This is a genomic window from Salegentibacter sp. T436 (assembly GCF_001932675.1).
GTDB classification, from domain to species: Bacteria; Bacteroidota; Bacteroidia; order Flavobacteriales; family Flavobacteriaceae; genus Salegentibacter; species Salegentibacter agarivorans.
Map to the genome: position 1 here is coordinate 3,013,567 of NZ_CP012872.1, position 21,207 is coordinate 3,034,773.

Below are 21,207 nucleotides of genomic sequence, written 5' to 3' on the forward strand. Positions count from 1 at the left end.
GCTTTATGGAATTTAAACAGCCGGAATTACTTTATGCCCTGTTTTTACTACTCATACCGCTGGCTGTTCACTTATTTCAACTACGCCGTTTCCAAAAGGAAGATTTTACCAATGTAAAATTCTTAAAAAAAGTAATTCGCCAAACCCGAAAGAGCTCTCGCTTAAAAAAATGGTTGGTACTGGCTACAAGAATGCTTATACTCACCGCTTTAATTTTGGCGTTTGCTCAACCCTATTTTCCTGCTAAAAACCCTAATGCAGCCCAAAGTGCTCAGCTTATTTTTCTAGATAATTCTTACAGTATGCAAGCCACCGGTAAAAATGGCGAACTACTGGCCGCCTCCATTCAGGATTTGATTACAAATCTTCTTGAAGATAAAGAAATAAGCCTGTTTACCCATACTAACGAGTTTAAAAACCTTACTGCGGAAGAATTAATCACCGAACTCCAAAACCTCGATTTTGCAGAAAATTCTACAGAATTTAAGACGCTAAATTTAAGAGCAGAACAAGTTCTGAATAATACTACAGGAAATAAAGAGCTTATTTTTATTTCTGATTTTCAGCAAAATTTGAATACTGGAGATTTATTAGAAACTTCTAATATAAATTATCATTTAATTCCCGCAGTTCCCGAAAATACTCAGAATATCAGTATAGATTCCGTTTTTATAAGCAATCGCAAAGCTTCTGAAATTAGTTTAAAAGTCTTATTAAGCAGTTCAGTAGAAATTTTAGAACCCGTAAGTGTTTCGGTCTATAATGGGGAAGAACTTTTAGCAAAAACCGCCGTAAATTTTGAGGAAAATCAAACAACAGAAACCATTTTTAAAATAAATGAAGAAGAAATTTCTAAAGGAATAATAAGTATTGAAGACGCCTCTTTGGCATACGATAATTCAATGTTTTTTAGCTTAAATAAGCTTAAACCAGCCAATGTAGCGGTTATAAGTCAGAATACAGATGCCAGTTTTCTTAGCCGCATCCTTACTCCGCCTGAATTTAATACTGAAATCTTTGAAATAGATCAACTTGATTTTAATAGTTTAAACTCCGCAGATTTGGTGGTGCTAAATGAGTTGGAAACCATCTCGGGCGCTTTAGAATCTAACCTTTTAAACCTTCAAAAGAATGCGGTTCCACTGGTAATTATTGCTGCAGAAAACTTAGATATAAATTCTTACAATAACTTTCTTAACCGAATAAATGCACCAGGATTTTCTGAATTAAAAGCCCGGGAAACTTTAATAACCGAATTATCTTTTGATCATCCTTTACTCGCCGGAGTTTTTGAAGAAAGGATTGATAATTTTGATTATCCGAAGGTGCAGACCTACTTTAATATGCAAAATGGGAATAAGGTGATTTCATTTCAGGACAATTCCGCATTTTTAATAGAAAATAATGATGTGTTTTTATTTTCTGCAGCCTTAAATTCTGAAAATTCAAATTTCAGAAATTCACCATTAATTGTTCCTGTTTTTTATAATATAGGTCTTAGTGCTTTAAAAACGCCAAATTTATACTACGAAACGGGGCAAGAGAATGAGATCAATATTCCGCTTCAAACCCAGCAAGACGAGGTTGTTCATATTGTTTCAGATACCGAAGATTTTATTCCGCAGCAACGAGCGTTGGGCGATAATCTGGAGATTTTAACTTCCGGCCTGGATATAGCTTCAGGAAATTATTCTTTGGAATACAGAAACGAAAACCAGGGCTACATAAGTTTTAACTCACCAAGGACCGAAAGTGAATTGGAATATAATATTCCCCCGGAAACAGAAAACGTAAAAATACACGCTAATATAGGCTCTTATTTTAATGAAATAAATGCCGCGGGGCAAAGCAACGAGCTTTGGAAATGCTTTGTTATTTTTGCACTTATATTTTTAAGCGCGGAGATGTTTCTTTTAAAATATTTGAAATAATCGCATTACTACTGAATCGGGATTAGCAACAGATTGAGACAAAAACATAACTAAATGAAACTACTTTTAAAATCGGCAACAATAATAGATAAACACTCAGCTTACCACAAAAAAAAGCTGGATATTCTAATAGAGAATGGGATTATAATAAAAATTGGAAACGATATTTCTACCAAAGCCGATAAAGTGATTTCAGAAGAAAACCTTCACGTTTCCCGGGGCTGGTTTGATAGTAGTGTGAGTTTTGGAGAACCCGGTTTTGAAGAGCGGGAAACAATTGCTAACGGCCTTGATACAGCAGCAAAAAGCGGATTTACCAGTATTGCTTTAAACCCTAATACGTTTCCGGTTCTTGACAATAATGGCGCAATTACTTCGGTAAAATCAAAAGCAGCACATCACCCGGTTAAAATGTTTCCTACAGGAGCTTTAACCATTAAAAGTGAAGGTGTAGATCTAGCCGAACTTTATGATATGAAACAGGGAGGCGCCATAGCTTTTGGAGATTATAAACGTGCTGTAAAAAATCCAAATTTGCTGAAAATCGCGCTTCAATATGCTCAAAATTTTAACGGATTAGTGCAATCTTTTCCGCAGGAAGATCGTATTGCCGGTAAAGGAATGGTAAACGAAGAACAAAGCAGTACCTCGTTAGGATTAAAAGGAATTCCCAACCTAGCCGAAGAATTGCAAATTACGCGAGACCTATATCTTCTGGAATACACCGGTGGGAAGTTGCATATTCCTACAATTTCTACTAAAAAATCGGTTTCCTTAATAAATGAAGCTAAAAAGAAAGGCCTGGATGTTAGCTGTAGTGTAGCTATTCATAATCTAATATTTACCGATGAACTACTGCAGGACTTTGATACCAATGCTAAGGTTTTGCCTCCGCTTAGAACTAAAGAAGATATAAAAGCGCTCATAAAAGGCTTAAAGGACGGAACTATAGATATGATTACCAGCGATCATACTCCTATTGATACCGAGCATAAAAAAGTAGAATTTGATAATGCTTTATATGGAAGTATTGGTTTGGAATCTGCTTTTGGAGCATTAAGCACAATTTTTTCTACCGAAGAAGTTATAGAAATACTTTCTAAAGGAAAACAAATATTTGGGTTGGAAGACATAGAAATTAAAGAAGGAAATCCTGCAGATCTTAGTCTTTTTATCCCAAATGAAAAATATGAATTTAACGAAGCCCATATTTTTTCGACTTCAACAAACAGTATTTTTAAAGGGCATCAAATAAAAGGAAAAGCTTTGGGAATAATTACCAAAGCGGGAGATTTTGGTTTATAGATTTCACTATAAATTTAATACCTTTACAACCTAGAAAACCAGCTATGAAAACAGTTGCCGAAGAAGGAAAAACCCCAGCTATAGTTGCCTATCTCACGATTATTGGCACCATTATAGCCTATTTTATGAACAACGAAAATAAAAATCCGTTTGCTTCATTTCATATTAGGCAGGCTTTTGGCATCCATGTCACTTTCTATGTTTTAGGAGTGTTGGTTGGATTATTTGACAGCTGGTTAATTTCATCTGCCTTTTATATTTTTATTGCGGTTTTGGGTATTTATGGCCTGGTGACCGCAATTCAGGGCGAACAAAAAGAAGTGCCAATTTTAGGCGCATATTTTCAAAAATGGTTTAGTACAATAAATTAAATGAATACCAAAGAACTTTCTCTCCACCACCTTATAAGAAAACCGAAAACCCAAACTGAAAAGACCCCATTGCTCATTATGCTTCACGGCTATGGAAGTGATGAAAACGATCTTTTCTCTTTTGCTGAAGAATTACCCGATGAATTATTCGTGATTTCGGTAAAAGCACCTCACGCGATGCAACCTTACGGTAACGCCTGGTACGCGATTCACTGGGATAACCAGAATGGAAAATTTAGCGACGATGAGCAGGCCAAAGAATCCCGGGAGAAAATTACAGGTTTTATAGATGAAGCGATTGAAGCCTATAATTTAGATGCGGAAAATGTTACTCTTTTAGGCTTTAGCCAGGGTAGTATTTTAAGTTATGCGGTAGCCCTCTCCTATCCTGAAAAGGTTAAAAATATTGTCGCTCTTAGCGGTTATATAAATAAAGAAATTATAAAACCTGGATTTGAGAAAAATGATTTTTCTAAACTATCATTTTATTGTTCGCACGGTTCTCAAGACCAGGTGATTCCTGTAGAATGGGCTAGAAAAACCAAACCTGTTCTGGATAAACTTAATATTGAAAACAGTTATTCAGAATTTCCTGTAGGTCACGGGGTAGCGCCACAAAATTTCTTTGAATTAAGAGAATGGCTTAAAAAGCGAATTTAATTGGCTGCCGGGTAGATAAAAGACTTTTCGGCAATTAGCTCGGGCTTTCCGTTTTCATCAATAAAATAGGTGAAAAATACTTCTCCCCAGTAAGTGCCATCGGTAAAATCGGCAATAACCCACTTATGGTTTAAAACCTTGATTTTGTTGATATGCATATTACCTTCCATCCCGTCAAATGGAACATAAGAATTATCAACATCTACCTTATTCTGGTTCATTAATTCATTTTCTATAGCTTCACGAACATCTTCAGCTTCAATTCCCTTATTTTCAAAATAAGTCATAGCATCTTCGTTATCCATCAAAGAAAAATAACTTTCATTTTGGTTTAAAGCAGCTGCAGATTCATTCTCTAATTCCAGGCGTTCTACTTCGGCTTTCAATTTTTGAATTTCAGCATCGCGGGCATCAAGAATCTTTTTATCGTTCACATAAATAAAAATGGTAAACAAAAGTGAAAAGATAAAAAGGTAAAGTAATAAATTTTTACGCATCTTAAATGGTGATTTTTAGGTTATCGTAGGCCACGAATACATTTTCGGGAAGTTGCTGCTGCACTTTATCATGAAAGCCCAGTAAATGACTAATATGGGTTAAATAGGCTCTTTCGGGCTTAACTCTTGCTATAAATTCTAAGGCTTCCTCGAGGTTTAAGTGAGAATGGTGCGGCTCTATTCTTAAAGCGGTTACTACCAACACCTTTACGCCATCCAGTTTTTGAACTTCTTCTTCTTCAATAGACTTAAGATCTGTTAGATAAGCGAAATCTTTAAGCCTAAATCCAAAAACCTGTAAGCGGTTATGCATATAATTTATAGGAGTAATTTTTAAATCTTTGAAGTGAAAAGCTTCATTTACAATTTCGTTCTCCTGTACCCCTGGCGCCCCGGGATATTTATTTGTTGAAGTAAATATATATTCAAATCGTTTTCTAAGAGATTCCAGCACTCTTTTATGAGCAAAAACCGGTATATCGCCCTGGCGGAAGAAAAAAGGCCTAATATCATCTAAACCTGCAGTATGATCGTTATGTTCGTGGGTATATAAAATGGCATCAAGGCTTTCTACAGGGTTTGCCAGCATTTGCATCCTAAAATCAGGACCGCAATCTACTAGAATATTATATTCTTCCCATTTTACCAAAACCGATACCCGCAAGCGTTTATCTTTGGGATTATCACTAAGGCAAACCGGGTGTTTACTACCTATAATAGGGATTCCCTGTGAGGTGCCTGTACCTAAAAATATTACTTCCAAGAATTCTATGTTTTAGGCAAAAGTAAAGATATTTTTTTTCAATACCTTACCGATTTTAGTACCTTTGGATTAAGCAAAAAAGAAACCACACATAAAAGAAAAATTATGCCAATTACAATAATGGGCGATAAGGAATTTGAAAATGTTCCTTCAATTAAAAGCAAAGCACTTCGCATTAATTTAAATGAAAATATCTACGGAACTTTTTCTGAAATTGGTGCCGGCCAGGAAACGGTAAGAAATTTTTTTAGAGCCGGTGGCGCCTCCGGTACTATCGCAAAAGCCATGAGTGCCTACGATAAAGATTTTAGTGATGCAATCTACGGAGTGGAAAATGACAGGAGATATGTAACCGAGGCACGGTTAAAAAAGATGCTTTCCCATGAAATTGGCTTGATTGAGCAACGCATTTCCCGTGAAAAACACCCAAATAAACTTTTTTTTAGTTACGCTAATACCGTTGCTACTATAGATTTTGCAAAAAAATATAAAGGCCACGGTTGGGTAGGAATTAGATATCAGGTAAGTCCGGAAGAAGATTATAACGAGATTAGCCTGCACGTAAGATTTCACGAAAACGATGCCCGCCACCAGCAAAACACCCTTGGAATACTGGGCGTAAATCTTATATATGGAGCTTATTATAAATATGATAATCCTAAGAAACTTTTACGTTACCTCTACGATCATATAGACAAAGATCAAATAGAAATTGATACCATAAATTTTAGCGGACCACGATTTGAAGGTGTAGACAACCGTTTAATGAGCTTACAGCTGGTTAAAAACGGAATGACAGATGCCGTTATGTTTGCTCCAGATGGTAACAACGTACTTCCTGCTAAAATACTTTACAAAAAGAATATCCTTGCGCTGCGCGGAAGTTTTAGACCGGTAACTAAGGTTAACATGGATATGTATGAGCGTTCGCTGGAATTATTCCTGAAAGAAAGCAAGGTAGAAAAAGAAAATACAGAAGTTATTTTTGAAATCACCCTTTCTAACCTAAGGGCCGAAGGTGAAATTGATGAACGCGATTTTATGGACCGGGCAAAACTTTTATGCTCCCTGGGACAAACCGTAATGATTTCCAATTTCCAGGAATATTATCGTGTAGTTGAATACTTCTCAAGATATTCTAAGCAAAGAATGGGCTTAACTATGGGTGTAAATAACCTGGTAGATGTGTTTGATGAGAAATATTATAGGCATCTAAGCGGTGGTATTCTGGAAGCTTTTGGTAAATTATTCTTTAAAGACCTTAAGGTTTACCTCTACCCGCTTAAAGATCCAGAAACCGGAGAAATTACTACCAGCGATAACTTAAAAGTTCATCCTAGAATGAAAGAATTGTATAAATTCTTTAAGTATAATGGTAGAGTTGAAGATATTGAGAATTACAATCCTGAAATTCTGGATGTTTATTCAAGAGAAGTTTTACAAATGATTAGTGAAGGAAAAGAAGGCTGGGAAGATATGTTGCCTGAAAAAACCACGAAAATGATTAAGGAAAATAACCTTTTCCATTATAAAGAAAACAAGAAAAAAGCTGAAACTGAAGTTTAGTTTCATAAAATTCTAACAAAAAAATCCAGATGAATTAATCATCTGGATTTTTTATTTATTAGTCATCCTGAATTTATTTTAGGATCCAGGGTTTTTCTTTGCAAAAGCTTTAAGCTACACGCTCTATTTTAGCGCCAAGTGCTTTAAGACGTTCATCTATATTTTCGTAACCTCTGTCTATTTGTTCAATATTGTGTATGGTAGAAGTTCCTTTTGCTGAAAGTGCGGCAATTAATAAGGAAATTCCGGCCCTAATATCTGGAGAAGTCATTGTGGTAGCTTTTAACTGCGATTGAAAGTCGTGCCCAATTACCGTAGCCCGGTGCGGATCACAAAGAATAATCTTCGCTCCCATATCTATCAGTTTATCCACAAAGAATAATCTACTTTCAAACATTTTTTGGTGAATAAGTACACTTCCACGAGCCTGAGTAGCAACCACCAGAATAATACTCAATAAATCTGGCGTAAAACCTGGCCAGGGAGCATCGCTAATATTCATTATAGAACCATCTATAAAACTCTGAACCTCGTAGCCATTGGTGTGCGCAGGAATAAAAATATCGTCTCCTTTGCGTTCTATGGTGATTCCTAATTTTCTAAAAGTTGTTGGAATAATCCCCAACATGTCCCAGTTTACATTTTTAATGGTAAGTTCACTCTTGGTCATCGCCGCCATCCCAATCCAGGAACCGATTTCAACCATATCTGGAAGAATTCTATGTTCGCAACCTTTTAAGGAATCTACACCTTCAATAGTTAAAAGGTTAGAACCTACGCCACTAATTTTTGCGCCCATTGAATTCAGCATATTGCAAAGTTGCTGTAAATAAGGTTCACAAGCGGCGTTATAAATAGTAGTAGTTCCTTCAGCAAGAACAGCTGCCATTACAATATTTGCCGTACCGGTTACCGAAGCTTCTTCCAAAAGCATATAACTGCCTTTCAATCCGTTTGGAGCTTCTACGCCGTAAAAACGTTCTTCTTTATTGTATCTAAATTTAGCACCTAGTTTAATAAAACCTTCAAAATGCGTATCCAGCCTTCTTCTACCAATTTTATCGCCACCCGGTTTCGGAACAAATCCCTTACCGAATCTTGCCAGTAATGGTCCCACAATCATAATTGATCCTCGTAAACCACTACCGTCTTTTTTAAACTGGTCACTACTTAGATAATCTAGATCCAGATCATCACTTTTAAAAGAATAACTTCCTTTTCCAAGTTTTTTAATCTTTACTCCAAGATTTTCAAGAAGCTGAATTAATTTATTCACATCCAGGATATCTGGAATATTATTAATCACAACTTCATCTGAAGTTAATAATACGGCACATAGAATTTGCAGGGCTTCGTTTTTGGCTCCCTGTGGCTGAATTTCGCCACTAAGTTGCTGCCCGCCTTCAATTTGGAAAGTTCCCATGAAAGTAAAATATTATTTAGTAGCGCTTGCGGCCACCTCCACCTTTGCGGTTGGATTTTTTAGGATTATTGTTTTTACCGGTGTGCTTCTTCTTATTTCTAATAAGGCTTGAAGCATCACTAAGATCTTCATCGGCATTTTTTAAATTAATTTTCCCGCCGCTAAGTTCCCGAAGATGTTCAAAAATTATCTCATCTTCTACAGTATCACGATTCCAATTAAGGTAAGATTTTTTCATATGGTTGGCTATCGTCAAAACCAAACCTTCTTTTAAAGGACCTTCTTCCCAATCTTTAACCTCATTAATCATTCGGTTAATATTATTTCCGTAGAAACGATATTTCGGAAAGTTTTGAGGATAACCTAACATTTCAGGACGCTCTTCCAGCATTTCCCGGGTTGGTTTTGGAAAAGGTGATTCTACATCAAGCTTAAAATCACTAATTATAAATAATTGATCCCATAATTTATGTTGAAAATCGGGTACATCGCGAAGATGCGGTTGCATATTACCCATTACGGCAATAATAGACTTTGCTACCTGGTTTCGTTCTTTATCATCTTCAATTTCAATGGCTTCTTCTACCATTTTTTGAAGATGTCTCCCGTATTCGGGAATAATTAAGTGTCTCCTTTCGGAGTTATATTCTAATGCGTGTGTCAAAATTGAAATTTATAAGATGATACTTTACTCGATAATCGAGACTTAAATACTTTGAGGCCAGGCTCAAAATCAAAAAAATCTTCCCTTTAATGCCTCATAGGCTTCCCCCAGAGGTAATTTACTGTAGAAGTTATTCGCTGCAAAATACTAAATATTATCGGGATAGATAAAATTTTTGAAAAATTAAAAAATCTACAGTTTCGGGGAAGATAATTCAGAAGATAATTTTTTACAATTTGCGGTCAGCCTTTTTTCTAATTCCTCCCTTCTGAAAGGATTAAAGAGAGATTACACCCTCTACTTTTTCTGCCACTTCTTTATATTTTTCAATTACAGCATCGGGATTCTTCATTCGCACATTTACCGATGTACTTATATAAGTTCCTTTTTTAGACTTCCTGGTAGTAATAACAGCTCCCATATTATTGAAGATCTCCTCAATAATTTTCACCTGGTTCGATTTTGCAGGAACTATAAATTTATATAAATATTCAGATGGCCAAAGAGATGTATCCTGTAATTGCGCTCTTAATTTGTTATAAAACTCTTCCTGATCTTTCGCTCCACTCATAATTTTCTAACTTAATTTTAGGCTGCAAAGATACATGGATTGCATACATTTTTATAATCAATTTCAAATGTCGAAATTTGCAGCGTGAAAAAACAGAAAATAGTAATTACCGGTGGCCCCGGTACCGGAAAATCTTCTATAATACGCCAGTTGGAAAAACATGGACATGAATGTCTTCATGAAATTTCCAGGCAGGTAACTTTAGAAGCCCAAAAACAGGGTATAGACCAATTATTTCTTGATAAACCCGTACTTTTTAGTGAAAAATTACTGGAAGGTCGAAAAATTCAGCATCGTGAGGCCGATATGCTACCGGCTTCAACCATTTTTATAGACCGTGGCCTTCCAGATGTATTGGCTTATATGGATTATTTTAAAACCGAATATTCTACTTATTTTACCAATACCTGTAAAGAATATTCTTATGATAAAATATTCTTTTTACCGCCCTGGGAAGAAATTTACCAAAGCGATAACGAGCGTTACGAGTCTTTTAAAGAAGCTAGCTTAATCTCTAAGTATCTCTTTGAAACCTACAAAACTTACGGTTATACCCCTATTGAAGTTCCTAAAACCTCTATTATTGAAAGAACTCAGTTCATTTTAAATAAAATTGAATAAGCTATTTGCAGGATGCACATTACATATTAAAAAAATACTGGGGACACTCGTCTTTCAGGCCGCTGCAGGAACCTGTTATAGAAAAACTCCTGGAGAAAAAAAATGTACTGGCGCTAATGCCAACCGGAGGTGGGAAGTCACTTTGCTTCCAGGTACCTGCATTAATTAAAGACGGAATATGTATTGTAATATCCCCGTTAGTTGCATTAATGGAAGATCAGGTAAATGCGCTTCAGCAAAAAGGAATAAAAGCAATGGCATTAACCGGCGGAATGGCTTACCGCGACCTGGATGCAGCGCTTGATAATTGTATTTACGGAAATTATAAATTCCTCTATCTTTCTCCTGAGAGACTCCAACAAGACCTGGTACAGGAACGCATTAAGTTGATGAATGTAAATCTAATCGCGGTAGATGAAGCACATTGTATTTCGCAATGGGGCCACGACTTTAGACCAGCATATAGAAATATTTCACTCTTAAAAGATTTAAAACCAGAAACACCTTTCATTGCACTTACAGCAACAGCAACCCCGGCGGTGGTGAAAGACATTGTAAAAGAATTGGAACTGGTAGATATTGAAGTTCTAAAAGATTCTTTTTATCGTTCAAATATTGCCTATAATGTCTTAATGGCTGAAGATAAATATTATAGATTATTTCAACTTCTGAATAATAAAAATGAGGCTGCGATAATATATGTTCGAAGCCGAAAAGCCAGTCTGGAAATAGCTGATTTATTGATCAAAAAAGGCTACAAAGCTGATGCCTTCCACGGGGGATTACAACCTAAAGAAAAAACAAAAAAGCTTACCAGCTGGCTAGAGAATAAGCATCATATTATGGTGGCTACCACTGCTTTTGGGATGGGAATAGATAAGCCAGATGTTAGGCAGGTAATTCATTTAAATTTACCAGAATCTTTAGAAAGCTATTTCCAGGAAGCCGGACGCGCAGGGAGAGATGGAGCAAAAGCAGATGCAACAATTTTAACTAATAAGAGCGACATCCCGGTTTTAAAAAATCAGTTTCTCGCTAATTTACCCCAACTGGAAGATGTAAAACTGGTTTATAAAAAGCTTAATACCTATTTCAGGATAGCCTACGGTGAAGGGGAGGAAACCGAACATAATTTTAGTTTTTCTAAATTTTGTGCCCAATACGAACTTCCATTTTCTAAAACTTACGAGGTGCTTCAGCTTTTAGATAGATGCAGCGTTCTAAAACTATCAAAGGAATTTCATAAAAGAACCAGTATTCATTTTATCATTTCTGGAAAGCAACTTCAGTATTATCTAGAGCAAAATCAGAAATACGAAAATTTTGTAAAAGCGCTATTAAGAACCTACGGTGGAATTCTGGAAAATAAAACAGCGATAGACCTGGCTTCGATTTGTAAAAAATCTAATATAGAGCAAGACAAAGCGCTAAAATTTCTTCAGGAGCTGGAAAAAGACCAGGTGCTGGAATACGTTTTTGCAGAACACGATGCAACCGTTTTATTTTTGGTTCCACGGGAAGACGATTTGGTTATTTTTCCGTTGGCGACATATATAAAGCAACATAACCAGTCTAAAAAAGAAAAAATAGATTCGGTTTTGGCTTATCTGGAGAATGAGAAGATTTGCCGAAGCAAGCAATTACTCGCATATTTTGGAGAGAAAAAAGTAGAAAACTGCGGAATTTGTTCGGTTTGCCAAAAACAAGCTGCGCCTTTAACCAGAGAGCTTAAAAATGCGATTTATAAAGAAATAATAAACATTTTAAAAACCTCTAACGCTTCTTCGCGGCAGCTCACCGAGGCCATTAATTATCCCGAAGATCAGGTTTTAGAAGTTTTACGATTATTAATAGACAAAGAATTAATTTCTCGAAAAAACGGGAATGTTTACCAAATAAATAGATGATGAGATCATTAAAAATAGTATTTATGGGCACGCCAGATTTTGCTGTGGCCAGCCTGGAAAGTATATTAAACGCCAATTATAATGTAGTTGGCGTAATAACAGCCCCCGATAAACCCGCTGGAAGAGGAAGAAAATTACAGGAAAGTCCGGTGAAAAAATTTGCGGTGAGCAAAGGTTTAAAGGTTTTGCAACCTACTAATTTAAAAGATCAAACTTTTATTGAAGAATTAAAAGCTCTTGAACCAAATGTACAGGTAGTTGTGGCTTTTAGAATGTTACCAAAAGTTGTTTGGGATTTGCCTAAATTTGGAACCTTCAATCTTCATGCTTCCCTCCTGCCTCAATATCGTGGTGCCGCTCCTATAAACTGGGCTATAATTAATAATGAAACAAAAACCGGGGTTTCAACATTTTTTCTTGATGAAAAGATTGATACCGGTGCGATGATACTTCAGAAGGAAATTGATATTGCTCCCGAAGAAAGTGTTGGTGAATTGCACGATAAATTACTGGAACTTGGCTCGGGTTTGGTGGTAGAAACACTTGAACTTATAGAAAATGGCAACCTCACTCCCACTCCACAACCCTTTAATGAAATATTAAAAGACGCCCCAAAATTAAATAGGGAGAACACAAAAATTAATTGGGACGATTCTTTAGATCAAATTTATAATTTAATTCGAGGCTTAAACCCTTACCCGGCCGCCTGGAGTATTTTGTTGAACGATAATAAAGAAGAAAAAGTAAAGATCTACCATTGTAAAAAAGAAATTGCCAGTCATTCTTTAGAAAATGGCTGTATTTTGGTTGAAGATAAAAAGCTGAAGGTAGCAACAGAGGGCGGTTATCTAATAATTGAAGAATTACAACTTCCCGGAAAGCGAAAAATGGATGTAAAATCACTTTTAAACGGATATGATTTTACGGAAGGGTCAAAATTCCGCTAAGGCCTTATGGTTACTGAAACGGATAAAAATCAACTAAATTTATACTTGTTTATTAACAAAATGGCCGACTTATTAACAATATTCTGCATTTCCCTTGATATTACTTGCACGGCCGAGAATTCCATATAAATTTGTAAAGCAATTTAACAGAATGTTTAACCAACAATTTATTTAAAATTCAAATTATGAACAAAACAGATTTAATTGATGCAATGGCTGAAAACGCTGGAATCTCAAAAGCAGCAGCAAAAAAAGCCTTAGAATCTTTCCTGGAAAACGTAGAAAAATCTCTTAAAAAAGGAGATCGTGTTTCTTTAGTAGGATTTGGATCTTGGTCAGTTTCTAAAAGAGCTGCCCGTGAAGGAAGAAACCCACAAACCGGAAAAACCATTAAAATTGCTGCTAAAAATGTAGTGAAATTTAAGGCCGGTGCAGATTTACAAAAAGCTGTAAACTAATAATTTATATTAGTAAAACATTGAAAGCCTCTCATAAGAGAGGCTTTTTTAATGAAAATAATTTAAGTTTTAATTTGATTTTTTTTAAATTAATAGTAGTTTAGATAAAAACATGCTAAAATGATCGCTTTAAAACCAACCAAAGGCCATCTATTGGTAGCAGAACCATCAATAATTGGAGATGTGGCATTTAACCGCTCTGTGGTTTTGCTTGCCGATCATTCTGAAGCGGGTTCTGTGGGTTTTATACTTAATAAAGCACTAGATTTTACTTTAAAAGACCTTGTACCTGATCTTTCTTCTAATTTTAAAATCTACAACGGTGGCCCGGTAGAGCAGGACAATCTTTACTTTATTCATAAAATACCAGATCTTATTCCCCAAAGTGTAGAAATTGCCAATGGCATTTATTGGGGCGGTAATTTTGATGTGGTTACAGAACTAATTAATCAAAAATTAATTAGTGAAAAAGAAATACGGTTCTTTTTAGGATATTCCGGTTGGGATGCCAATCAATTAGATGAAGAATTAAGTTCACACGCCTGGATTGTAACTACCAACGAAAATCCTAAAGACATTATAGAACGTCCATACCATTCCTTTTGGAAAGATAAAATGATGCAACTTGGCGGGGAATATATTTTATGGTCTAATGCACCAGAAAATCCCAGTTATAACTAACCCAATCTTGCTTTTACGTTTAATTTTGAAAGCAGGTCTTTAGCTACTTTATTTCCAAACTTCTTTTTACGATATTTTGTTACCGGTTGGATTCCTGTAATTACATTGGTTATAAACAACTCATCAGCTTTTTGAAGTTCAAAAGGAGAAATTGAAGTTTCTTCTAAAGTTAAATCGGGAAGGGTTTTAATAATTTCTAGTAATTTCTTCCGGGTAATTCCATTTAAAGCTCCATCGGTAAGTGGTGGCGTTTTTATTTTATCTCCTTTTACAAGGAATAAATTACCATTTAAGGCTTCAACCACATTCTTTTTTTCATTGATCAAAAAACAGTTTTCATATCCATTTTCTGAAGCAAAAATACTTCCCAGGACATTTATGGCGCGGTTATTTGATTTTATAGTAGAAAATAATCCGCTGGTTACGTAGTGATCTTTAAAAAGTTCTACTTCATAATCGTCTTCATTCAGTAAATAAAAAGCATCAGAAAGTTCTTTAGCAGTGATAATGAATCCTATTTCCCGCGTTGCTGGTTTATAATAACCTCCTTCTTTGCGGTAAGCCGAAAATTTTACACGCGCTGCTGTAGTATCTAAACCATTTTCTTTTACCAGGTCAAGAATCTCTTCTTCAAGAAATTCAGGTGAAAAATTAGCAGGAATTTCCATACGCATAATGCGCATAGAAGCCATAAGCCTAAAATAATGATCTTCCCAAAACATTATTTTTCCGCTAATTACACGAATGGTTTCAAACACCGCATCTCCATAGGCAAATCCCCGATTGGTTACCGAAATTGATGCCTGCTTATCTTTTACTAAATTTCCGTCTAGATTTATCATAAAAAAGCCCCGTTTTAGAACGGGGCAAAGGTAATATTTATCTTAAGATTATTAAGCAGATCCCAACACCTGTTTAAGGTTAGAGATCATATTTTCCCAAAGCATTTTGCCTTCTTCAATTTCATCTTCATCTTCGGCAAAATCGGTAATCATTATAGAAACATCTTTGGTAATTTCGTCTACCTGGATTCTTATTTCAAAAAAATAAGGAGTGTCTTCATCGTCAAGCCACTTAAATTTTACGCGCTCATCACTCTTTTTGCTTACCAATTTGGCTTTCTCTTCACTTCCTTCCCAAATAAAAGTAAACAATTCGCCCCGTGAATTCACATTATCTGCATACCATTCACTTAGTCCTGAGGGGGTTGATATATATTGGTATAACAATGAAGGAGAAGCCTGAATGGGAAATTCCATTTCGTACTTTATCTTATCTTCCATTTTTAGGTTTAATTAGTTTCGGGCAATATAGATATTAATTAGAAAGATAAAAAGAAAACAAATTAAATATTTTAGAAAATAATGTTTGCGTCAATACAAAATGTTTATATATTTGCACCCGCATTCACAACCAGCAAGAATGCTTGTAAAGTCAGGCCAACAGGCAGTTTACATAAAATTACGGCGAGGTAGCTCAGTTGGTTAGAGCGTCGGATTCATAACCCGGAGGTCCCGAGTTCAAATCTCGGTCTCGCTACAGTAATAACAAAGCTTCACAGAGATGTGAGGCTTTTTATTTTTGTACCTAGTACAGAATAAGTACAGAATTTGGTCTATTTTCAATAATTCATTAGGAGTCATTTGAAATATCACCAACTGATAGCAATTGAAACTGAATTTTAGGTTTATTCTGGAAAATCCAATTTTAGAAGGCAATCTTTTTCAATATAACTATGGGTTTACCAGGAGAAAACTTGTACCACCAAACAGTTTCGCGATGTAACCTATAGTCGTTATTGAATATACCCAAGATCATTATTTCCCACTCCCCCACCATGCAACGGTAAATTCTCCTACTTCTAAGCACATTTTTCTAAAATTAAAAAGGTAAGATTTTAATTATGGCAGGCTGAATAATATCTTCTTCTCTTATTTCTTATCCACTAAAAAACATATATAAACTATTTAGTCAATTATTATATTTATCCTAAGTTGAAGATAGCGGTTAAGGAGTGGCCAACACCTGGCAGATGATGGGGGCAACTTTCGGCTGATAAGGACGGCGTTATCTGATATTAATCTGCAATTAAGCTCCGTGTGAGGCGGGGCTTAAATTTATGTGGCGCGGAGGCGAGAGTCTCCAAACCGCTCCATTTCCAACACCGAGATTAAAAACTCCCGAAAAAGGAGGTTTTGCATACATTTACTTTTTAAATTGAGCAATAAAAACTTTGAGTCTTATATTCAGCCTCGGATGGCATCTCCCTGGTGATGGTATAAGACTTATTTTATGAGCCTTAACGACTTTGGATTGCAGTTCCTTATGCAACGGTTTTTAAAAGCAGCTTTAGATAGTTTTGTAGATTTAAAAATCAATTCTATTTGATGGGCTGCTTTTTTACTTAACGATTACCAAACTATTTCAGGGTAATCATCATAATTTAATTGGTCTACTCTACAATCTAATTCCTTGGCCCTACTTACCATATCAGACTTCCACATTTTATAAGCCGGTGAAAATTGGGAATATGCAATTAATAAATCTGGTATACCACGAAACCTTCTTTTTCCCGGGGTCTTGCTCAAATATTCTATATTAATACCCTGCAGCACTAAAAAAACCAGGTTATTATGTATATCAATTTTTTGACCGATGAAAAGTTGAATTTGTTGTGCCCCCTGGGGATCATATTCCAATAAGGCTTTTTTACAATTATATTCGAGGATATAAAGGTTTGCCTGATCCAGGGCATCCAGCACTACATAACCTGCATTATAGCGAAGAACAGAAATCAAATAAAGTAAGTCTGTCCATAGGTATCTGAAGCCGAAGTATTCAACCTTATTTTCAGAATCAAAAACAAACTTTTCTTTTAACCTTGAATGCTGGAAAGCTTTTCGAATCTCATAAGCAAAGCCCATTATTATATCTGACTGTCCCTTCTCTTCCTTCTTATATTCATTTAACCGCTCTCCTATTTTGTGGATGGTTTCATAGAGGCTTGTTAGGTCACCGTAATCACCCCATAATTCTATTCCTGTCCCTTTCTTGGTTGGGTTACTTTGAAGCATAAAAGAGCATTTTAATTTTGTATTCTTTTTTCAAATATCACCATTTAAATCAATTTAGTATATTTAGTAATCACCAAATTTTTGATAGTTATGGAAGCCCGGGAAAGGCGAGCACGGAGCTTCAATCCGAGACAGGTTTGAGGATTGTTTTTATACTCTCTTAGCTTTTCATTTTTTCCCATTCAAGATCTTCAAGTTTCCACGTATAATTTCTCACTTCATCTGCAACTTCTTTTAGTTCTTTATCATCATCAACAGACATTAAAAGTTCATCACTAATTTTAGAAAGTGTTTTATAAGCAAAAAATGCTCTTCGCCTTAATTCTTCAAACCTATCCGGGTTAATATCCGAGTCTGTTTCATTGAGATTTTCATTATTCCAATTAAACTCAGTTTTATTTAATTCAAATTCTGTTTCTATTTCGTTAATTGCTTTAAATCCAAGTTTGATAGCTACACCTCTAGAGTCTGAATAATTTTTATCTCCTATTGCACAGTAATCAATAGTTAATCTTTGAACTTCTCGATCATCATAGAAAATATAAGGAAGAATTGCCTCCCTTAATGCTTTGGTCAAATATCCTTTCTTTCTGTGTTTTGGAACTATGTACCAATGTAAATCGCTGTACATGTCGAGAACAGCCCCTACATATTCTTTTGATTCATTTTTTAGGAAAAAAAACCTGTATGAACCAGAATTCCCAATAATTTTATCTGTGATTTTTGGTTGTTCCGGCCATACCTTAGCAACATCAACATATTTGTTAATTTGTCGGGTGAAAATTGATTCACCTGCCTTTCCCTTATTAAGACGGTCAATATATTTCCTTATTTCTCTTTCAGTCATTTAAACGATTTTTTCAAATGAAAGCTAACAAGTAATATCCCTACTAAAATTCCAGGATAAATTCAATTTATTAAAGCTATAGATATTTATTAAAAGGAGATTACGTAAATCCAGATAAAAGGAAGATAACTTTAGGTATCGTCAACCAACCGTTATTTCAGTTCGTAATTTCCTTTCGCCCATTCCATTGTTGGTTTAATCCATTCTTTTAGTGGTTTAAACAAAAATCCGTGTCCCAATCCCGTATTTAATTCCACTTCTTTAAAGTGTCTGATTTTACAATTTGAATTTTCTTTTCTTTTAATTGCTGAAACGCCAAACGGATCAGTTTTTTCATAAATGGTTAAAATATTACCACAATAATTTATTTCCGATATGGCTTCCAAATCGGTATTCCTAAAACTTGCCACAAAAACAAAATTCAAATTAGGATTATCTGCAAAAGTTGAAACATATTGCGCTATATAGCCACCCTTTGAAGTTCCCACTACTGTTATTTTTTCAGGATCTGTTCCATTTGAAATCAAACTTTCTATTTGGGTTACAATTTCGAAGGCATAATCCCGAGAATTCACATTACCGTTTCTTTTTTCACTAATAACTTTAAAACCGGTCTTTTCAAATTCTTCTAAAATTTCTTTATACTCGGTTCTCCCAAATTCTGGATGCGATTCATCAAGACCGTTTTCTTCCAAAAAGCGGTTATGTAGAAAGAAAATGAAACGGTCTTGGTTTGATTGTCCGCAAGCATATAATGAGGAGCAAAAAAGAATTCCAATTAATAAAAGACTTTTCATTAAATGATATTTTTTTAATTTTTCCACAATTATCTCGCCTAAAATAGCCTTTTAATAAATTAGATTACCAGAATAAACTGAATTTTATAAAGCTACAATTAATATTAAATTTGAATATAGGAAACCATAAAGCCTGGCGAAATTCACACCAAGAGAACCTCACTTCTCATAGTACCATCTAAAATTCAACGCTTTAAATATTAAATATTAATTTTTGAGAGACGAGATCATTGTTTTTCCTAAGTAAAATTTTTTCGTAACAGGAATATTTTTTTAATAAAATTTGGAATATTTTTTATTGTTTATTGGAAAATTAAAATACCTTTGTCTTATAAAACTTTATATTATGGACAGAAAAATTCGCTCCTTACAAGACTCTAAAGAAATTATAGAACCTTTTCATTCAGAATTAGTCCAGTGTATAGAAAAAGGCTTTAATGATTTTATGAAAATAAATGAGTTCATTAGTAGCGAAATTACTCCATATGTTGAATTCAAACCAAGAACTAAAGCTTGTATAATTCACGATATGATTAGGGCAAACACCCTTGACCTTTTCTCGGAGCGTGGAAATCTTCAAGTCGGTGAATTTAATAAGGTTTTCGGAATAAATGTGAATGATGAATTATTTGTCCGATTTAAGAAGATGAATAAAAATTTTGCTGTTTCTTCTTATTTAACTCCGCAACATAAAAAATATTTAGGTCAGCAGAGAATTTTAGGATTCCCAGATGAACCAACTTTTCTTTTTGCTGGATACATTCCCAATCAAGCTTGGACTAGTCTTAGTGGTATTTATCTAGCTTGTTGGAATGGAGATACTTTGGAATGGTATGATGAAGCAGGAAAATATTCTTATGAACAGTTTTCAATTGATTTTGAGTCAAGTAAAAATGATGCGCATAAGATAATAGAAAAAAGAGTTCGTTTAAAGAAAGGACTTGGGAAAAACAAAGACAAAGGAACAGGAACAGATAATAACTAAATATAACTTTGGAAATAAATAGAGAAATATTAAAGTTGGCTCGAGATTCAAGAGGTCTAAGTCAAAAAGATTTATCTCTTAAATTGGGCATTAAACAAGGAACACTTTCAAAAATTGAAAATGAATTCTTATCTATAGATGATGATTTAGTGGAACGGTTTGCCACTGTTTTAAATTATCCAATAAATTTTTTTTATCAAAAAAAAGACATCCATTTAATTTCAGGACATTATCGAAAAAAAATCACTTTACCTCAAAAAGAAGTAAGAAAGCAGCAATCTAAAATGACCATTTTGGAATGGCATTTAGAAAAAATGATTAGTTCCATTGAATTACCAGAACCAAATTTGCCTAAATGGAATTGTAATTTTGATGGAAGCCCAGAAATATGTGCTAATTATATTAGAGAATTTTGGAAGATTCCAAAAGGCCGGATAGAAAATCTTACTAAATTAATTGAAGATAATGGAATAGTTGTTATTCCAATGGACTTGGGTAAACTTGATGGTTTGAGTGTTTTTAGTCAATCAGGAATCCCTGTGATTTTTATAAATAAATATGTGTCTGGAGATAGGCATAGGTTTAATTTGGCTCACGAACTTGGACATTTAATTATGCATTTTGCTCAAAAAATTGATGAAAGTCGTGATATTGAAGATGAAGCACATTTGTTTGCAAGTGAGTTACTTATTCCGAGTCGAGAAATAAAACCTCATTTAGTAAAGATTAATATAGAAAAACTTGCAGAATTAAAAAGGTATTGGAAAGTTTCAATGCAGGCTATTTTAGTCAAATCCTATAAACAATTATCACTTTTAACTCAAAATCAATATCATTATTTATGGAAGCAAATGAGCTATTTGGGTTATCGAAAAAAAGAACCAGTTTTTATTCCTGTAGAGAAAGCTCAATTAGTTCGAGAAATTATTGACTTGCATTTAAATGATTTAGAATATTCAAAATCAGAATTATCAGCTTTATTGAATATTACAGAAGGAGAGTTTGATAAATTATACTTGAATGAAAACAATAATCTTCGGGTTCTGGTTTAACTTGTTTAAATTGTAGAAAGGGGTGTCTAAAGTGAGCAGAGTAGGGATGCAATTTTTGACTTAATCTTTCTTTCTTGGTTTCTAAAA

At 34.7% G+C, this 21,207-nt stretch carries 22 protein-coding genes and 1 tRNA gene; 13 read left to right on the forward strand and 10 right to left on the reverse strand.

From position 1 onward, the window contains the following. Window positions 1–5: 5 nt before the first annotated feature. Genes AO058_RS13220 through AO058_RS13235 form a run of 4 tightly spaced genes read left to right on the forward strand, consistent with a single transcriptional unit; the run spans window position 6 to window position 4,267 of the window. Window positions 6–1,931, forward strand: coding sequence for a BatA domain-containing protein (locus tag AO058_RS13220; RefSeq protein WP_075327008.1), 1,926 nt, complete (start codon window positions 6–8; stop codon window positions 1,929–1,931). A 54-nt stretch (window positions 1,932–1,985) separates the two neighbouring features. After that, window positions 1,986–3,236, forward strand: coding sequence for a dihydroorotase (locus AO058_RS13225; RefSeq protein ID WP_075327009.1), 1,251 nt, complete (start codon window positions 1,986–1,988; stop codon window positions 3,234–3,236). Window positions 3,237–3,280: 44 nt separating this feature from the next. Next, window positions 3,281–3,607: a DUF4870 domain-containing protein gene (locus tag AO058_RS13230; protein WP_075327010.1), complete on the forward strand. Its 327-nt coding sequence runs from the start codon at window positions 3,281–3,283 to the stop codon at window positions 3,605–3,607. Further along, complete coding sequence (locus AO058_RS13235) at window positions 3,608–4,267, forward strand: alpha/beta hydrolase (protein WP_075327011.1); 660 nt, start codon at window positions 3,608–3,610, stop codon at window positions 4,265–4,267. Here the strand turns inward: AO058_RS13235 and AO058_RS13240 are convergent. Both AO058_RS13240 and AO058_RS13245 read right to left on the reverse strand, forming a co-directional pair. Next, window positions 4,264–4,764, reverse strand: a complete 501-nt coding sequence (locus tag AO058_RS13240; RefSeq protein ID WP_075327012.1) for a hypothetical protein — start codon at window positions 4,762–4,764, stop codon at window positions 4,264–4,266. The genes AO058_RS13235 and AO058_RS13240 overlap by 4 nt on opposite strands. A gap of 1 nt (window position 4,765) precedes the next feature. After that, on the reverse strand, window positions 4,766–5,527 hold the full coding sequence (locus AO058_RS13245) for an MBL fold metallo-hydrolase (protein ID WP_075327013.1): 762 nt from the start codon (window positions 5,525–5,527) through the stop codon (window positions 4,766–4,768). Window positions 5,528–5,632: 105 nt separating this feature from the next. On the opposite strand from AO058_RS13245, the gene AO058_RS13250 reads away from it, so the two are divergent. Further along, window positions 5,633–7,093, forward strand: coding sequence for a nicotinate-nucleotide adenylyltransferase (locus AO058_RS13250; RefSeq protein WP_075327014.1), 1,461 nt, complete (start codon window positions 5,633–5,635; stop codon window positions 7,091–7,093). A 109-nt stretch (window positions 7,094–7,202) separates the two neighbouring features. Here the strand turns inward: AO058_RS13250 and murA are convergent, their stop codons facing one another. The 3 genes from murA to AO058_RS13265 all read right to left on the reverse strand — a co-directional run bounded on the left by murA (window position 7,203) and on the right by AO058_RS13265 (window position 9,751). After that, window positions 7,203–8,516, reverse strand: coding sequence for a UDP-N-acetylglucosamine 1-carboxyvinyltransferase (gene murA / locus AO058_RS13255; RefSeq protein WP_075327015.1), 1,314 nt, complete (start codon window positions 8,514–8,516; stop codon window positions 7,203–7,205). A 16-nt stretch (window positions 8,517–8,532) separates the two neighbouring features. Continuing rightward, on the reverse strand, window positions 8,533–9,180 hold the full coding sequence (locus AO058_RS13260) for a DUF4290 domain-containing protein (protein ID WP_075327016.1): 648 nt from the start codon (window positions 9,178–9,180) through the stop codon (window positions 8,533–8,535). A 277-nt stretch (window positions 9,181–9,457) separates the two neighbouring features. After that, entirely contained in the window at window positions 9,458–9,751 is a 294-nt protein-coding gene (locus tag AO058_RS13265) for a DUF493 family protein (protein ID WP_075327017.1), read from the reverse strand. A gap of 84 nt (window positions 9,752–9,835) precedes the next feature. On the opposite strand from AO058_RS13265, the gene AO058_RS13270 reads away from it, so the two are divergent. From AO058_RS13270 to AO058_RS13290, 5 genes are all read left to right on the forward strand, one after another. Then, complete coding sequence (locus AO058_RS13270; RefSeq protein ID WP_075327018.1) at window positions 9,836–10,372, forward strand: AAA family ATPase; 537 nt, start codon at window positions 9,836–9,838, stop codon at window positions 10,370–10,372. 5 nt (window positions 10,373–10,377) lie between these two features. Continuing rightward, complete coding sequence (locus tag AO058_RS13275; RefSeq protein ID WP_075327019.1) at window positions 10,378–12,279, forward strand: RecQ family ATP-dependent DNA helicase; 1,902 nt, start codon at window positions 10,378–10,380, stop codon at window positions 12,277–12,279. Beyond that, window positions 12,279–13,226, forward strand: coding sequence for a methionyl-tRNA formyltransferase (gene fmt, locus AO058_RS13280; RefSeq protein ID WP_075327020.1), 948 nt, complete (start codon window positions 12,279–12,281; stop codon window positions 13,224–13,226). The genes AO058_RS13275 and fmt overlap by 1 nt, the downstream gene beginning before the upstream one ends. A gap of 185 nt (window positions 13,227–13,411) precedes the next feature. Further along, complete coding sequence (locus AO058_RS13285) at window positions 13,412–13,684, forward strand: HU family DNA-binding protein (protein ID WP_006990442.1); 273 nt, start codon at window positions 13,412–13,414, stop codon at window positions 13,682–13,684. A 120-nt stretch (window positions 13,685–13,804) separates the two neighbouring features. Continuing rightward, on the forward strand, window positions 13,805–14,365 hold the full coding sequence (locus tag AO058_RS13290; RefSeq protein WP_075327021.1) for a YqgE/AlgH family protein: 561 nt from the start codon (window positions 13,805–13,807) through the stop codon (window positions 14,363–14,365). On the opposite strand, the gene AO058_RS13295 is transcribed toward AO058_RS13290, so the two are convergent. Both AO058_RS13295 and AO058_RS13300 read right to left on the reverse strand, forming a co-directional pair. Further along, window positions 14,362–15,207 (reverse strand): aminotransferase class IV, encoded by an 846-nt coding sequence (locus tag AO058_RS13295; protein WP_075327022.1) that lies wholly within the window; start codon window positions 15,205–15,207, stop codon window positions 14,362–14,364. The genes AO058_RS13290 and AO058_RS13295 overlap by 4 nt on opposite strands. Before the next feature lie 51 nt (window positions 15,208–15,258). After that, the gene (locus tag AO058_RS13300) at window positions 15,259–15,648 is read right to left on the reverse strand and encodes an START-like domain-containing protein (RefSeq protein ID WP_075327023.1); all 390 of its coding nucleotides are present in this window, start codon (window positions 15,646–15,648) and stop codon (window positions 15,259–15,261) included. A 182-nt stretch (window positions 15,649–15,830) separates the two neighbouring features. On the opposite strand from AO058_RS13300, the gene AO058_RS13305 reads away from it, so the two are divergent. Beyond that, a tRNA-Met gene (locus AO058_RS13305) sits at window positions 15,831–15,904 on the forward strand. A gap of 872 nt (window positions 15,905–16,776) precedes the next feature. Here AO058_RS13305 and AO058_RS13310 read toward each other — a convergent pair. The 3 genes from AO058_RS13310 to AO058_RS13320 form a co-directional block, all read right to left on the reverse strand. Continuing rightward, window positions 16,777–17,439: a DUF6904 family protein gene (locus AO058_RS13310; RefSeq protein ID WP_075327024.1), complete on the reverse strand. Its 663-nt coding sequence runs from the start codon at window positions 17,437–17,439 to the stop codon at window positions 16,777–16,779. 160 nt (window positions 17,440–17,599) lie between these two features. Beyond that, window positions 17,600–18,286 carry a GNAT family N-acetyltransferase gene (locus AO058_RS13315; RefSeq protein WP_075327025.1) on the reverse strand — a complete coding sequence of 229 codons (687 nt, stop codon included), beginning with the start codon at window positions 18,284–18,286 and terminating at the stop codon, window positions 17,600–17,602. Window positions 18,287–18,438: 152 nt separating this feature from the next. Further along, a complete protein-coding gene (locus tag AO058_RS13320; RefSeq protein ID WP_075327978.1) occupies window positions 18,439–19,083 on the reverse strand; it encodes an alpha/beta hydrolase in 645 nt (214 codons plus the stop codon). Window positions 19,084–19,429: 346 nt separating this feature from the next. On the opposite strand from AO058_RS13320, the gene AO058_RS13325 reads away from it, so the two are divergent. Beyond that, complete coding sequence (locus tag AO058_RS13325) at window positions 19,430–20,068, forward strand: hypothetical protein (protein WP_156858146.1); 639 nt, start codon at window positions 19,430–19,432, stop codon at window positions 20,066–20,068. Between the two features lie 8 nt (window positions 20,069–20,076). Continuing rightward, window positions 20,077–21,120 (forward strand): XRE family transcriptional regulator, encoded by a 1,044-nt coding sequence (locus tag AO058_RS13330; protein ID WP_083634185.1) that lies wholly within the window; start codon window positions 20,077–20,079, stop codon window positions 21,118–21,120. Window positions 21,121–21,207 lie beyond the last annotated feature (87 nt).